General features: G+C 66.0%; 15 protein-coding genes. 5 read left to right on the top strand and 10 right to left on the bottom strand.

The window, feature by feature from the left end; translation table 11 throughout:
• The first annotated feature begins 133 nt into the window (after nucleotides 1-133).
• Nucleotides 134-2,839: a preprotein translocase subunit SecA gene (gene secA, locus QPR87_RS13230; RefSeq protein WP_285049827.1), complete on the top strand. Its 2,706-nt coding sequence runs from the start codon at nucleotides 134-136 to the stop codon at nucleotides 2,837-2,839.
• A 145-nt stretch (nucleotides 2,840-2,984) separates the two neighbouring features.
• Here the strand turns inward: secA and QPR87_RS13225 are convergent, their stop codons facing one another.
• Together QPR87_RS13225 and QPR87_RS13220 are read right to left on the bottom strand one after the other, a co-directional pair.
• Complete coding sequence (locus tag QPR87_RS13225) at nucleotides 2,985-3,704, bottom strand: response regulator (protein ID WP_285049826.1); 720 nt, start codon at nucleotides 3,702-3,704, stop codon at nucleotides 2,985-2,987.
• Entirely contained in the window at nucleotides 3,701-4,219 is a 519-nt protein-coding gene (locus tag QPR87_RS13220) for a MarR family winged helix-turn-helix transcriptional regulator (RefSeq protein WP_011748881.1), read from the bottom strand. Before QPR87_RS13220 ends, QPR87_RS13225 begins: the two co-directional genes overlap by 4 nt.
• 152 nt (nucleotides 4,220-4,371) lie before the next feature.
• On the opposite strand from QPR87_RS13220, the gene QPR87_RS13215 reads away from it, so the two are divergent.
• Nucleotides 4,372-5,241, top strand: a complete 870-nt coding sequence (locus QPR87_RS13215) for a branched-chain amino acid aminotransferase (RefSeq protein WP_011748882.1) — start codon at nucleotides 4,372-4,374, stop codon at nucleotides 5,239-5,241.
• A gap of 84 nt (nucleotides 5,242-5,325) precedes the next feature.
• On the opposite strand, the gene QPR87_RS13210 is transcribed toward QPR87_RS13215, so the two are convergent.
• The 8 genes from QPR87_RS13210 to QPR87_RS13175 form a co-directional block, all read right to left on the bottom strand.
• Complete coding sequence (locus QPR87_RS13210; RefSeq protein WP_041529981.1) at nucleotides 5,326-5,517, bottom strand: hypothetical protein; 192 nt, start codon at nucleotides 5,515-5,517, stop codon at nucleotides 5,326-5,328.
• 75 nt (nucleotides 5,518-5,592) lie between these two features.
• Complete coding sequence (locus QPR87_RS13205) at nucleotides 5,593-6,057, bottom strand: PTS sugar transporter subunit IIA (RefSeq protein ID WP_011748883.1); 465 nt, start codon at nucleotides 6,055-6,057, stop codon at nucleotides 5,593-5,595.
• Between the two features lie 82 nt (nucleotides 6,058-6,139).
• Nucleotides 6,140-6,718 carry a ribosome hibernation-promoting factor, HPF/YfiA family gene (hpf, locus tag QPR87_RS13200; protein ID WP_011748884.1) on the bottom strand — a complete coding sequence of 193 codons (579 nt, stop codon included), beginning with the start codon at nucleotides 6,716-6,718 and terminating at the stop codon, nucleotides 6,140-6,142.
• Nucleotides 6,719-6,882: 164 nt separating this feature from the next.
• A complete protein-coding gene (gene lptB, locus QPR87_RS13195) occupies nucleotides 6,883-7,617 on the bottom strand; it encodes an LPS export ABC transporter ATP-binding protein (protein WP_011748885.1) in 735 nt (244 codons plus the stop codon).
• A 4-nt stretch (nucleotides 7,618-7,621) separates the two neighbouring features.
• Complete coding sequence (gene lptA, locus QPR87_RS13190; RefSeq protein ID WP_285049825.1) at nucleotides 7,622-8,107, bottom strand: lipopolysaccharide transport periplasmic protein LptA; 486 nt, start codon at nucleotides 8,105-8,107, stop codon at nucleotides 7,622-7,624.
• 52 nt (nucleotides 8,108-8,159) lie between these two features.
• On the bottom strand, nucleotides 8,160-8,741 hold the full coding sequence (locus tag QPR87_RS13185; RefSeq protein ID WP_011748887.1) for an LptA/OstA family protein: 582 nt from the start codon (nucleotides 8,739-8,741) through the stop codon (nucleotides 8,160-8,162).
• A gap of 2 nt (nucleotides 8,742-8,743) precedes the next feature.
• Nucleotides 8,744-9,691 (bottom strand): KpsF/GutQ family sugar-phosphate isomerase, encoded by a 948-nt coding sequence (locus QPR87_RS13180; RefSeq protein WP_230999524.1) that lies wholly within the window; start codon nucleotides 9,689-9,691, stop codon nucleotides 8,744-8,746.
• Between the two features lie 10 nt (nucleotides 9,692-9,701).
• Nucleotides 9,702-10,316 carry a ribonuclease D gene (locus QPR87_RS13175; RefSeq protein WP_011748889.1) on the bottom strand — a complete coding sequence of 205 codons (615 nt, stop codon included), beginning with the start codon at nucleotides 10,314-10,316 and terminating at the stop codon, nucleotides 9,702-9,704.
• Between the two features lie 244 nt (nucleotides 10,317-10,560).
• Between QPR87_RS13175 and QPR87_RS13170 the strand changes: the two genes are divergently transcribed.
• From QPR87_RS13170 to QPR87_RS13160, 3 genes are all read left to right on the top strand, one after another.
• Nucleotides 10,561-12,570, top strand: coding sequence for a TonB-dependent receptor domain-containing protein (locus QPR87_RS13170; protein WP_285049824.1), 2,010 nt, complete (start codon nucleotides 10,561-10,563; stop codon nucleotides 12,568-12,570).
• A gap of 138 nt (nucleotides 12,571-12,708) precedes the next feature.
• Nucleotides 12,709-12,966 (top strand): helix-turn-helix domain-containing protein, encoded by a 258-nt coding sequence (locus QPR87_RS13165; RefSeq protein WP_028713927.1) that lies wholly within the window; start codon nucleotides 12,709-12,711, stop codon nucleotides 12,964-12,966.
• A gap of 66 nt (nucleotides 12,967-13,032) precedes the next feature.
• Nucleotides 13,033-14,700, top strand: a complete 1,668-nt coding sequence (locus QPR87_RS13160) for a SulP family inorganic anion transporter (RefSeq protein ID WP_285049823.1) — start codon at nucleotides 13,033-13,035, stop codon at nucleotides 14,698-14,700.
• The last annotated feature ends 61 nt before the right edge of the window (nucleotides 14,701-14,761 follow it).

Here is a 14,761-nt window from a genome sequence, read left to right as displayed (position 1 = left end):
CATACATCCGGCGCAACCGAAAATGCGCGCCCGTCGCCGTTTTTCCGGCCCAAGTGATAGGGCAAGGCGAATGGTGCCGGCAAGTGGGCGGAACGTCCCGCGCACCCCCAGATACGCGATTTTGAAGGTTCATATGCTCGGCATCGGAAACTTGGCGAAACTGGTCTTTGGCACGCCCAACGACCGCAAGGTGAAATCGGCCCGTCCGCTGGTGGCACAGGTCAACGCGCTGGAGGAACAGTTCCGCGCCCTGTCCGACGCCGACCTGATCGGCAAGACCCGCGAATTGCAGGGCCGCGCGCAATCGGGCGAGGATCTGGACAAGCTTCTGCCCGAGGCCTTTGCCAACTGCCGCGAGGCCGCGCGGCGCGCGCTTGGCCTGCGCGCCTTCGACACGCAGTTGATGGGCGGCATCTTCCTGCACCAAGGCAATATCGCCGAGATGAAGACCGGCGAGGGCAAGACCCTGGTCGCGACCTTCCCGGCCTATCTGAATGCGCTGGCCGGCAAGGGCGTGCATGTCGTCACCGTGAACGACTATCTGGCGAAACGCGACGCGCATTGGATGGGCAAGGTCTTTGCCCAGCTGGGCATGACCACCGGCGTGGTCTACCCGTTCCAGGACGATGCCGAAAAGCGCGAAGCCTACCGGGCCGACGTGACCTATGCCACGAACAACGAGCTGGGCTTCGACTACCTGCGCGACAACATGAAGGGCTCGATCGAGCAGATGACCCAGCGCGGGCATTTCTTCGCCATCGTGGACGAGGTCGACTCGATCCTGATCGACGAGGCGCGCACGCCGCTGATCATCTCGGGCCCCTCGCAGGACCGCAGCGAGCTTTACAAGACGCTCGACGCGTTCATGCCGGAACTGGCGCCCGAGCATTACAAGCTGGACGAAAAGACCCGCAACGCCACCTTTACCGAGGAAGGCAACGAGTTCCTGGAAAAACGGCTTCAGGCGGCGGGCATCCTGCCCGAGGGGCAGACGCTCTACGACCCGGAATCGACCACCATCGTCCATCACGCCAACCAGGCGATGCGGGCGCACAAGCTGTTCATGCGCGACCAGCACTATATCGTGCGCGACGACGAGGTGGTGCTGATCGACGAATTCACCGGCCGGATGATGAAGGGCCGCCGGCTGTCGGACGGGCTGCACCAGGCCATCGAGGCCAAGGAAGGCGTCTCGATCCAGCCCGAGAACGTGACGCTGGCCTCGGTCACCTTCCAGAACTATTTCCGGCTCTACGACAAGCTGTCGGGCATGACCGGCACCGCCGCGACCGAAGCCGAGGAATTCGCCGAGATCTACAAGCTCGGCGTGGTCGAGGTGCCGACGAACCGCCCGGTGCAGCGCATCGACGAACACGACCGCGTCTATCGCACCGCCACGGAAAAATACGCCGCCGTGATCGAGGCGATCAAGGAGGCCCATGCCAAGGACCAGCCGATCCTGGTCGGCACGACGAGCATCGAGAAATCCGAGATGCTGTCGCAGATGCTGACCAAGGAGGGCATCCAGCACAACGTGCTGAACGCCCGCCAGCACGAGCAAGAGGCCAAGATCGTCGCCGATGCCGGCAAGCTGGGCGCGGTGACCATCGCCACCAACATGGCCGGCCGCGGCACCGACATCCAGCTGGGCGGCAATGTCGAGATGAAGGTGATGGAGGCGCTGGCCGCCGATCCCGAGGCCAACCCCGACGAAGTGCGCGCCCGGATCGAGGCCGAGCACGCCGCCGAGAAGCAGGCGGTGCTGGACGCCGGCGGCCTTTTCGTGCTGGCGACCGAGCGCCACGAAAGCCGCCGCATCGACAACCAGCTGCGCGGCCGCTCGGGCCGCCAGGGCGACCCCGGCCGCTCGCTGTTCTTCCTGTCGCTGGAAGACGACCTGATGCGCATCTTCGGGTCCGAGCGGCTGGACAAGGTGCTGTCCACGCTCGGCATGAAAGAGGGCGAGGCCATCGTCCACCCCTGGGTCAACAAGTCGCTGGAACGCGCCCAGGCCAAGGTCGAGGGCCGCAACTTCGACATCCGCAAGCAACTGCTGAAATTCGACGACGTGATGAACGACCAGCGCAAGGCGATCTTCAGCCAGCGCCTGGAGATCATGCATACCGAGGAAGTCGGGGATATCGCCGCCGACATGCGCGCTCAGGTGATCGACGACCTGATCGACCGGCACCTGCCCCCCCGCGCCTATGCCGAGCAATGGGACGTCAAGGGGCTGCACGACGCGGTGATCGACAGGCTGAACATGGACCTGCCGATCACTGATTGGGCCGGCGAGGACGGCGTGGACCAGGACACGATCCGGGAACGCATCCAGCAGGCCACCGACGCCTATATGGCGCAGAAGGCCGAACAGTTCGGCCCCGAGAACATGCGCCAGATCGAAAAGCAGGTGCTTCTGCAGCAGATCGACAGCAAATGGCGCGAGCATCTGGTGACGCTGGAACATCTGCGCTCGGTCGTGGGCTTCCGCGGCTATGCGCAGCGCGATCCGCTGTCGGAATACAAGACCGAGGGTTTCCAGCTGTTCGAAACCATGCTGGACGGGCTGCGCTTCGACGTGACCCAGCAACTGGCCCGCATCCGCCCGCTGACTGACGCCGAACGCGAGCAGATGCTGCGCGAATACCAGCAGCAGCAGGCAGAGACCGAGGCGCAGATGCACCCCGAGCACGAAGAGGCCGAAGGCGGCGAGGTCTCGGGCCGGGTGGCCGGCTTCGACGAGACCGACCCTACCACCTGGGGCAACCCGTCGCGCAACGACCCCTGCCCCTGCGGCTCGGGCAAGAAGTTCAAGCATTGCCACGGCGTGCTGGCGTGAATTGGGGGCCTTCGGGCCCCTTTCTCATGCGCCCCGCCTCTTGCACGCTTGGCATGGGTATTTGGGAAACGGAAAGAACCGGGTGCAGTGCCCTTTTCCGTTTTTCAAATACCCGCATCCGGCAGTGCCGCCGGCGCGACGCCTGTCAGTCGGGCACCAGCATATAGCCTGTGCCGCGCACGGTCTGCAGGTAGCGCGGCTCCTTGGGATCGGGTTCGATCTTGCGGCGCAGGCGGGTGATCTGCACGTCGATGGCGCGTTCGGAGTTCTCGCCCGCCTCCTCCGAATGACTGCGGCCCAAGTCCTCGATCAGTGTGCTGCGGCTGACCGGCTGGCGCGGCGTGTCGGCCAGGCGCCTGAGCAATGCCTGCTCGGTGCCGGTCAGGCGCAGCGGCGCATCGCCCTGCCACAGCTCGCCCTTGTCCGCATCGTAGCGCAGCGGGCCGAGCGACAGGAATTTCGGGCCCTTGGCCTCGGCCGTGGGCATGCGGCGCAGGATGGCGGCGATGCGCAGCAGCAGTTCGCGCGGCTCGAAGGGCTTGGGCAGGTAGTCGTCGGCACCGCTTTCGAAGCCCTCGATACGGTCGCCCGTCTCGCCCTTGGCGGTCAGCAGCAGGATCGGCGTGGTCCTGCGCTTGCGCAGATCGCGGGTCAGCGTAAAGCCGTCCTCGCCCGGCATCATCACGTCGAGCACGATCAGGTCGAAATCCAGCCCGTCCAGCAGCCGCCGGGCATGGGCGGCGTCGCGCGCCGTCGTCACCAAGAAATCGTTGCGCATCAGGAAGCGGCGCAGCAGGCTGCGGATGCGCTCATCGTCATCGACGACCAGGATATGGGCAGCGGGCTGCGGATCGGGACTGTTCATGGTGTGTCGGGCAGTTCTTTCAGCGCACGATACTGGCGCAGCGTGTCGCGGTCCATCATCGCCTCCAGCACCTGCCGGAAACCCGCCACCGCCTGCGGTCCGGCGGCACGATAGGCGGCGCGCATGCGGGCGCGCTGCGCTTCGGACAGCCGGCGTTCCAGCGCCGCGCCCTTGTCGGTCAGGTAAAGCTGCCGTTCGCGGCGGTCGCGGCGGCCGATGCGGCTTTCGACCAGCCCGTCCTCGATCAGCGTGCGCAGCACCCGGTTCAGCGATTGCTTGGTCACGCCCAGCACGTCCAGAAGCGCCGTCACCGTCAGGCCCGGCTCGCGATGGATGAAGTGAATCGCCCGGTGATGGGCGCGGCCGTAATCCAGTTCGGCCAGAATCAGGTCGGGATCGGCGGTAAAGGCACGATAGGCGAAGAACATCGCCTCGATCCCGCGGCGAAGCTGATCGTCCGTCAGAAACAGCAGGCTTTCCCCGCCCGCCGGCGCGACGCTTACCTTGTTCTGCATGGCCTTCCCTTCACTGCATGGCCCTTATTACGTCAGACTTGTTGACTTTCCAACCATGAATGGATAGCCCAGACCCCAAGTTGCGCAACTTTCTTTGCCAGGCATGCTCTGACAGCGCAACATTCTGCAAACAGAACCGGCCGGAGGGAAAAATGGCGGGCGCATATGACGATCGTGACGGCAAGATCTGGATGGATGGCAAGCTGGTGGAGTGGCGTGAGGCGAATATCCACATCCTGACCCATGCGCTGCATTATGCCAGCTCGGTATTCGAGGGCGAGCGTTGCTACAGCGGCAAGATCTTCAAGGGACACGAGCATTCGCTGCGGCTGATCGAATCGGCCCGGCTCCTGGACATGCAGTCGCCCTATACCGCCGATGAGATCGACCGCGCCAAGGAAGAGGTGCTGGAGGCCAACGGCTTCAAGGACGCCTATGTCCGCGCGGTGATGTGGCGCGGCTCGGGCGAGGACATGGGGGTTTCCGCCCGCCGCAACCCGGTGCGCATGGCCGTCGCCGCCTGGGAATGGGGCAGCTATTACGGCGAGGCGAAATGGCAGGGCGCCAAGCTCGACATCGCCAAGTGGAAGCGGCCCAGCCCCGAGACCATCCCCACCGCCGCCAAGGCCGCCGGGCTTTACATGATCTGCACCATGTCCAAGCACGCGGCCGAGGAAAAGGGCTGCTCGGACGCACTGTTCATGGATTGGGAAGGCTATGTCGCCGAGGCCACCGGCGCCAACATCTTCTTCGTCAAGGATGGCGAGGTCCATACGCCCCTGGCAGACCGCTTCCTGAACGGCATCACCCGGCAGACCGTCATCCAGATGCTGAAGGACAACGGCACCGCCGTGCATGAGCGCCGCATCAAGCCCGAAGAGCTGGAAAGCTTCCAGGAATGCTTCCTGACCGGCACCGCGGCCGAGGTGACTCCGGTCGGACAGATCGGCGACTGGCATTTCCAGGTCGGCGACACCACTCGCAAGATCGCCGGGGATTACGAAAAGCTGGTCCGCAGCTGATCACGGCGCTGAAATGAAAACCGGCCGGGCGGCAGCACCCGGCCGGTTTCGCATTTCTGGGCCAGAGATCAGATGGGCCTGGGATCAGACCCGATGGCCGCGCTCGATCCTGGCGAATTCGGCGGCACGGCGATTCGCCGCCTCGCTGCGGGCGCGGGGCCGCATGCGCAGGGCGGCGACGGCCGGATGAAGGCCGGATTCGCGTTCCTGCCGCGTATAGTATTGCGTGCGGCCGGAACTGTCTTCGTGACTGCGATCTGCGATATGTCTGGTCATTTCGGTCTTCCTCCCGTGCGGGAGTATAGCGCGGATAAGGGGGCATTTCACCCCCTGCCGGCGGGACTGCGACCTTCAGGCTGCCTTGATGCCGGGGGCGGCCGCCAGCATGGCATGCAGCGCCACCGGGTCTTCGTTGGCGCGCAGCTTGGCGCGCAGGTCCTGGTCGCGCAACGTGCGCGAGACCAGCGCCAGCGCCTTGAGGTGGTCGACGCCGGAGTTCTTGGGCGCCAGCAGCGCAAAGATCAGGTCCACCGGCTGGCGGTCCACCGCGTCGAAATCCAGCGGCTTCTCCAGCCGCAGGAACAGGCCGACCACATGGTCGAGCCCGTGCAGCCGGGCATGGGGCAGCGCCACGCCATGGCCGACCCCCGTGGGGCCCAGGCTTTCGCGTTCCTGCAGCGCATCCAGCGTCTGGGCCGCGTCCACGCCATAGACCGCCCGGGCCTGTTCGGCGATTTCCTGGAACAACCGTTTCTTGCTGGTGGTCTGGCTCATCGTCCGCACGGCGGCGGGGGAGAGAATGTCGCTGATCTGCATGTCGCCCGAAAATTGTCAGGTCCCGGCTGCGGGCCGCGCAGCCGGGACGTTTGGTTCAACAAGACTGCCCTTCTGCGTCAGTCTAGCCCAGATTGCGGGGGTCGATCCAGCCCACGTTGCCGTCATCGCGGCGGTGAACCACGTTCACGCCCCCATGTTTCTCGTTGCGGAAGACCAGCAGCGGGCTGCCGGCCAGTTCCATCTGCATCACCGCCTCGCCAACCGACAGGGTGGGCACGCGGGTCTCCATCTCGGCGATGATCATGGGTTGCAGGCCGTCATCCTGCGTTTCCCATTCATCATCCTCGCCGGCGGCCAGCACATACATCCCCGCCTGCTCGAATTCAACCGGCTGGGTCCGGTCCTTGTAGTGATCCTTGAGCCGGCGCTTGTAGCGGCGCAATTGCTTGTCCATCCGCTCGCGGCACTGTTCGAAGGCCGCATAGATGTCGGTGGCCGCACCCTTGGCCTGGGCGGTCAGCCCGGTCGAGAGGTGCACCACGGCATCGCAGATGAATTCATGCGCGTTGCGGGAAAAGATGACCGTCGCATCCGTGGGGCGTTGGGAATATTTCTCAACGGTTTCCCCCAGTTCGGTCTTGACATGAGTCGAAAGCGCATCGCCCACGTCGATCTGTTTTCCGCTGATCTGGTAGCGCATGGTGGTCCGTCCTTTCGGTTGCCCGGTCTTGTCGTCAACGCCCTCGCGCAGGCGCTGCGTTCGGGTATCTCAGGCCGGGCGTCCTGCCCGGCCATACCCTCATTTGGTGACAGCCATGCCGCCGTGTCAACGGCTGCGCGCAGAGGATCGGCACGTCCTCGCATTCAGTTCATGCGGAAGGTTTCGCCCAGGTAGACGCGACGGACCTGCGGATCGGCGACGATCTCGGCGGTGGTGCCGGATTTCAGCACATGGCCGTCGTGCAGGATATAGGCGCGATCCACGATTTCCAGCGTTTCGCGGACGTTGTGATCGGTGATCAGCACGCCGATGCCGCGGCTTTTCAGGTCGTGGACAAGGGCGCGGATCTCGCCTACGGCGATGGGATCGACGCCGGCGAATGGTTCGTCCAGAAGCAGATAGGCCGGATCGGCCGCAAGGCAGCGGGCGATCTCGACCCGGCGCCGCTCGCCCCCCGACAGCGCCATGGCCGAGGCGCCCCGCAGATGACCGATCGAGAAATCGCCCAGCAGTTCTTCCAGCCGCTCGCGCCGCTGGTGGACATGCGGCTCGACCAGTTCCAGCACCGCCATGATGTTCTGCTCGACCGTCAACCCGCGAAAGATCGACATCTCCTGCGGCAGATAGCCGATGCCCATTTGCGCGCGGCGATACATCGGCAGGCGCGTCGCGTCCCGCCCGTCGATCAGCACCTGGCCCGAATCAGGTGCGACCAGCCCGGCCACGCAATAGAAGCAGGTGGTCTTGCCCGAGCCGTTCGGACCCAGCAGCGCCACCACCTCGCCGCGCTCCAGATCCATTGCCACGTCGCGGATCACCGGGCGGTTGCGGTAGGATTTGCGCAAGCCGCGAACCCGCAGCCCCTGTTTCTCGGACATGGCGTCAGTTCTCCGGCTGCAGGACGCTGCGCACCCGGCCCGAGGCGTTGGCGGTGCCGCTTTCCAGGTTCACCGTCACCTTGTCGCCCGCCAGCAGATTGCCGCCCTGGGTCAGAAGCACGTCGCCGGTCAGCACGATGGTTCCGGTCTCGACATCGTAGTCGGCCGCCTGCGCCTCGGCCGCGTCCTCGCCGCTGGCCAGGGTGACGTTGCCCTCGGCATGCAATGCGCTGATGCGGCGCTGGTCGCCCTGGGCATAGGTCACGGTCACGCTGTCCGCCGAGAGCCGCATCGCCCCCTGCCCGATCAGCACATTGCCGGAAAAGGTCGCCCGGCCCGTCTTCTGGTCCACCGTCAGCGCATCGGCGGTGACCTCGACCGGCTGCTTGATGTCCTGCGCGTTGCCGAAGCCGGCGGCCTGCCCCAGAGCCGCGCCCGCCGCCAGCACGAGCGACAGGATCACGGGCAAAAGCGGTCGGGGCCGGATCATCGGATTTCCTTTCTGGCTCCTGAGGGGCCCTTGCGCGGCATGAGGCGCCGGGTCATGGTCGGTATATCAAGCGGACTCCGCCACTCAAATCAAGAACGTGATCGCCGCTGCCCTGCTCCGAGGGCCGCAGTTCCATCCGGCCCGCGGTCATGGTGCCGAAAGGGGCGAGGACATTGACCTCGTCCTCGGACACCAGCCTGCCCTCGGTGGTCGAGGCCAGCAGGTCCGGCGCGGTCAGCACCCAGCCGTCGGCGGTGGTCATGCGCACGCCCTCGCCCAGCCGCACCTGCTCGCCCTGAAGCGAGGCCGCCCCGGCACTGACATCGGCCGCCCGCCCGTCCCGTGCGCGCAGGGTCATATGCACCGCCTGCGCGATGCCCTCGCCCTTATCGCCGCCCGGCCGGGCCTCGGCGGCCGAGATGCTCAGTTGCGCGCCGTCCCGGGTCACGCCGGCATAGGTCGGGCCGGTCACCGCCTGCCGCTCGGCCAGTTCGCGCGGGTCCACATCGGCATAGGGAATGCTGGCCTCGGGGTCGGGCTTGCGGCCCAGAAGGAACAGCACCGACAGGATCGCCAGCGCGGTCAGCGGCAAAAGCACCCGCAACCAGGCCACGATGCGCGAACGGGTGGTCACCGTCAGACAAGCCCCGTGCGCAGGAAATCGTGGATATGGATCAGCCCCGCCGGCGTGCCTTCGGGCGTGACGGCGAACAGGCAGGTGATGCGACGCGCCTGCATCTCGGCCAGCGCCGCCTCGGCAAGCTGGTCGGGACCGATGGTGCGCGGGTTGCGGGTCATCACCTCGGCAGCGCTATGGTCCAGAAGGCCCTGCATGTGCCGCCGCAGGTCGCCGTCGGTGATGATGCCGGTCAGCCGCCCCCGGGCGTCGGTCACGCCGGTCACGCCAAAGCTTTTCTGGCTGATGGTCAGCAGCGCCTCGGCCATGGGCGCGGTCTCGGGGACCAGCGGCATGTCCTGGTGCATCAGGTCGGCCACCCGCGACAGCTTCGCGCCCAGCTTGCCGCCGGGATGGAAGGTGCGGAAATGCTCGGGCGTGAACTGGCGGTGCTCCATCAGCGCCACGGCCAGCGCATCGCCCAGCGCCATGGTCATGGTGGTCGAGGTGGTGGGCACGATGCCGGTGCCGCAGGCCTCGGGCGCCGCCGGCAGGACCAGCGCCACGTCGGCCTGGCGCAGCAGCGTCGATTGCGGCCGCCCGGCGACGCCGATCAGCGGGATCTGGAAGCGCCGGGTATGGGCGACGATATCGGCGATCTCGGGCGTCTCGCCGGAATTGGACAGCACCAGCGCCACGTCGCCCTGCGTCACCATGCCCAGATCGCCATGGCTCGCCTCGGCCGGGTGGACGAATTGCGCCGGCGTCCCGGTCGAGGCCAGCGTTGCCGCGATCTTGCGCCCGACATGGCCGGACTTGCCCATGCCCGAGACGACGACCCGGCCGCGCGCGGCCAGGATGGTCTCGACCGCGCGGTCGAAGCTGTCGCCAAGGCCGTCGGCCAGCAGGGCCAGCCCCTCGGCCTCGGTGCGGATCACCCTGCGGGCGGTATCGAGATATGCGCTCATGGCCCGCTACCTAGTGATGAAAGATGTCGTTTTCATCCCCCCAGCCCAGCAGATCCAGATGGGCGCGGGCGGGAAGGAAATCGAAACAGGCCTGGGCCAGACCCAGCCGCCCCTCGCGCGCCAGCCGCTTTTCCAGCTCGGCCTTCAGCGCATGCAGGTAAAGCACATCCGACGCGGCATATTCCAGCTGCGCCTCGGACAGCTCGGCCGCGCCCCAGTCGCTGGTCTGCTGCTGCTTGGAGATGTCGACGCCGACCAGTTCCGAAAGCAGGTATTTCAGCCCGTGCCGGTCGGTATAGGTGCGCACCATCTTCGAGGCGATCTTGGTGCACCAGACCGGCTTCGTCACCACGCCGAAGGCCGCCTCCAGCGCGGCGATGTCGAAGCGGCCGAAATGGAACAGCTTGAGCACCTTGGGATCGGCCAGCATCCGTGCAAGGTTCGGCGCCTCGCGCTGGCCCTTGGCGATCTGCACCAGGTGCGCGTTGCCGTCGCCCGAGGACAGCTGCACCAGGCACAGCCGGTCGCGGCGCGGGTCGAGCCCCATCGTCTCGGTGTCGATGGCCACGACCGGCCCCAGGTCCAGATCGTCCGGCAGGTCGTTTCGATAAAGGGTGATGGTCATCTGTGGCTTCTCGGGCTGCGGGTTCGGCCTGCTGTAACCCCTTTGCCCCCGCCTGCGCCAGCCCCGGCATCGGGTGTCGGCAGGCTGCGGCCCATCGTCGCATCCTTGCCGGCCAGTGGCGCAGAAGCGCAACAATCCCGACCGTTTCACTCGAAATCGGGCGGGATATCCGAGTAAAATACTTGTGCACCCCGGGAGCGGCCATATAACTCGCGCCAGTTTCGAACGAATCAAGGCAGTGACCATGAAATTGCGCCGTATCATCCCGCTGGCGGGCGTCTCCTCGCTTGCCCTCGCGACAGCCCTTTACGCCCAGGACGGCCAGAACGCCGAGACCGTCATCCTGAATCCGATCACCCTGGTCGCCAATGGCCAGGAGAATGTCGAGGCGACCGGCGGCGTATCCGTCACCGCCGAGGACATCGAGGCAATGCAGCCCGCCGACGTCTCGGAACTGTTCTCTCGTGAATCCTCCATCACCGTCTCGGGCGGCGCGGGTCCATCCAAGCGCATCCACGTCTTCGGCATGGAACAGTCGAACCTGGCCGTCACCGTGGACGGCGTGCCGCAGGGGCCGACCAGCTGGCATCATACCGGCTCGAACGTGATCGATCCGGCCTTCCTGAAATCGGTCGAGGTCGAGGCCGGCGCCGCCGCTGCCGATGCGGGATTCGGCGCCGCCGCCGGTGCGGTGCGCTATGAGACCGTCGGCGCCAAGGATCTGCTGACCGACGGCCGCAACCAGGGCGGCCGCGTCGGCCTGTCCTATGGTTCGAACGGCCGCGGCTTTGCAGGCTCGCTGGCGGGCTACGGGGTCTATGAAGGCTTCGACTGGTTCGCAATGATCCATGCCACGGATGGCAAGGATTACAAGAACGGCGATGGCTACGAAATCGTCGGGACCGAGCCTGGCGCACGCGGCGCCCTGGTGAAGTTGGGTTACGAGGCCGAAGGCCACCGCCTTGAACTGGCCATCGACCACACCAAGGACGACGGCGATCGCACCATCAAGATGAACATGGACCTGAATGCGGACAAGCTGGTCTATCCGCTGGAGGTCACGCGCAATTCGGTCAGCCTGAAATACAGCTCGACCGCGCCGACGGACGCCTGGGATCCCGAGGCGATGCTTTACGTCACCGAGAACAAGTATGAGCGCCCGGACTATGCCCCAGGCGTCACCAACGGCGACATGAACCTGAAGAACCGCACCATCGGCGGCCACATCAAGAACACCTATACGCTGGGTCCGGGCAACATCACCTCGGGTGTCGATTGGGCCTATAACGACTACGATGTCGACAATTACGGCGATACGGACCGCCGCTACTGGACCATGGAAACGATGCAGATCGGCGCCTTCGTCCAGGGCCGGTTCGAGTTCGACAACGGCATCGACCTGTCCACCGGCGCGCGCGTCGACCATCACCGCTTCACCGACTGGAACGGCGAGCGGGTCAGCGACACCGGCGCCAGCGTCAACGGCACCGTTTCCTATGAGTTCGCCGAGGGCTACGAGGTCTTCGGTGGCGCCTCGCATACCTGGCTGGGCTACAAGTTCGGCGAATATGCCCTGCTGCACGCGCGCAGTTCGGACCTTTATGTCGCCGACGACTTCGAGCCCTCCGAGGCGCGCAACATCAAGCTTGGCCTGAACGCCAACCAAGGCAACTGGACCGGCAACCTGACCTTCTTCGACACCCGCCTGAAGAACATGGGCGAGTTCGTCTTCCCCAGCTCGGGCTCGCCCTATCTGGGCAACGTGGAGGAATACCGCAGCAAGGGCTTCACCCTGCAAGGGAACTATAGCTGGGGCTCGGGCCGCATCGGCGGCAGCTTCACCAAAGCCGACGTATCCCAGGGCGGTATCGACGTGCTGCCGGCAGGCGGCACCGCGGTTCCGGTCGGCAAGATGGCTACGTTGTATGTCGATCAGGAAATCCCGCAATACAACCTGAAGGTCGGCGCTTCGGTCGAGTGGGCCGACAAGCTCGCCAGCGACGCCATGACCGAGGCCGGCTTCTACGACCAGAGCTCGTATACGGTGCTGAACCTCTACGGCGAATGGCGCCCGCAGAACTATGAAAACATCGTGGTTCACCTGGGAATCGACAACGTGTTCGACCGCACCTATTACGAGCGTTCAAGCTATGTCGAACGTGACGTCTATCGCGGCGACGTTCTGGCGCGTGACATCGATCCTCTCTATGCCCCCGGCCGCACCGTCACGCTGGGCGTGAAGATGGACTTCTGATCCACCCGGACATACGAACAGCAAAGGCCCCCTTCGCGGGGGCCTTTTTTGCATCCATGCGCTGCCACCCAATCATGATGTTTGAAATATCATGATCGCTATGCTAGACATCCATCATCAAGGATTGGAAATCACTGCATGATGACCTCGGCCCAGATGCGTGCGGCGCGTGCCCTGCTTGGCATCGACCAGAAGCGGCTCGCCGAACTCTCTGGCCTGTCGGTCCCGACCATCCAGCGCATGGAGGCCAGCGACGGCAATGTGCGCGGCGTGGTCGAAAGCCTGACCCGCGTGGTCGAGGCGCTGGAGGCCGCCGGGATCGAGCTGATCGGCGAAGGCGCCGCCAGCCCGTCGGGCGGGCGCGGCGTGCGGCTGAAATCCGGTCCGCAGACGTAATCGCGACGGCGACCGCCGACGAAAGCCGACGATCCCGCCGCCTCTTTCACCAAGGTGCGGCCCCAGATGAACCAGCAGGCAATCGCAGCGCCCGGATTTGCGCCGCTGTTCACCCCGAAACTGATCACCGTCCTGCGCGAAGGCTATGGCGCCGCGCAGTTGCGCGCCGACGCGCTGGCCGGGTTGACCGTCGCCATCGTGGCGCTGCCGCTCAGCATGGCCATCGCCATCGCATCCGGGGCGAGCCCGGCGCAGGGGCTCTATACCGCCATCATCGGCGGCTTCCTGGTTTCGGCGCTTGGCGGCTCGCGCTACCAGATCGGCGGACCGGCGGGGGCCTTCATCGTGCTGGTGGCGGGGATCGTAGCGCAGCACGGCATGTCCGGGCTGATCCTTGCGACCTTCATGTCGGGGCTGATGCTGGTCGCCATCGGGTTCTTGCGGCTGGGCACCTTCATCAAGTTCATCCCCTTTCCGGTGACGGTCGGCTTTACCGCCGGCATCGCCGTCATCATCTTCACCAGCCAGCTGAAGGAGATCTTCGGCCTGACGCTGGCGCATGAGCCGGGCGAGCTGGTCGAAAAGATCCCCGCCCTCTGGCAGGCCCGCGCCAGCCTCAGCCCCGCGGCACTGGGGATCGCGCTGGGGACCGTTGCGGTGATCCTGGGGTTGAAGCGCGCCCGGCCGCACTGGCCCGGCATGCTGATCGCCGTGGCGCTGGCGGCAGGCTTCACCGCAGCGACGGGGGCGGATGTCGCAACCATCGGCAGCCGCTTCGGCGGCATCCCCTCGACCCTGCCGGCCCCCTCGTTGCCGGAATTCTCGCTGGACAGGGCCATGACGCTCCTGCCCGCCGCAGTGTCGCTGACATTGCTGGGCGCCATCGAATCGCTGCTTTCTGCAGTGGTCGCGGATGGCATGACCGGCCGTCGCCACCGTTCGAATTGCGAGCTGGTGGCGCAGGGCGTGGCCAACATGGGCTCGGCGCTGTTCGGGGGCATCTGCGTCACCGGCACCATCGCCCGCACCGCGACCAATGTGCGTGCGGGCGCGCATGGGCCGGTGGCGGGGATGCTGCATGCGCTGTTCCTGCTGGGCTTCATGCTGCTGGCGGCGCCGTTGGCGTCGTATATCCCGCTGGCGGCGCTGGCCGGCGTGCTGGCGGTCGTCGCCTGGAACATGATCGAGAAACCCGCCATCGCCATCCTGATGCGCTCGGGCTGGGGCGAGGCGGCGGTGCTACTGGTCACCTTCGGGCTGACGATCTTCCGCGACCTGACCGAGGCCATCGTCACGGGCCTGGCGCTTGGTTCGGTGCTGTTCATCCAGCGCATGAGCCAGGCCGTGGGGGTCGAGGCACTGGTCGGCACCGACATGGCCGACAGCGCCCAGCCGCGCCCGGACCAGCCGCAGCCGCGCGACGTGGTGGTCTATCGCATCTCGGGGGCGCTGTTCTTTGGCGCCACGGCCTCGATCGGCTCGGTTCTGGACCGTATCCAGGACGGGTTCCGGGTGCTGGTGGTGGATTTCAGCGCCGTGCCCTTCCTGGATTCGACCGGCGCCAACATGATCGAGGGACTGGCGCACAAGGCGCAGCGCCGCGGCATCGCGCTGTGGGCGACCGGGACCAGCCGAGACATCCGCCGGGTGCTGCTGACCCACGGGCTGCGCCGTCCGCTTGTGCATTACGCGCCGACGGTTGAGGATGCGTTGCGGCGGCGTCACGGTTCGTAGCCGGTTCTTCCCGCCCGGCGCCGGCTTCGGCGCCTTGCCTCCGGCGGGAGTATTTTTCGAA

Source organism: Paracoccus sp. SSJ, assembly GCF_030234105.1.
In the GTDB taxonomy this organism is placed as follows: domain Bacteria; phylum Pseudomonadota; class Alphaproteobacteria; order Rhodobacterales; family Rhodobacteraceae; genus Paracoccus; species Paracoccus denitrificans.
The sequence above is the reverse complement of the archived record's forward strand: the minus strand, read 5'-3'. Positions and strand labels throughout refer to the sequence as shown.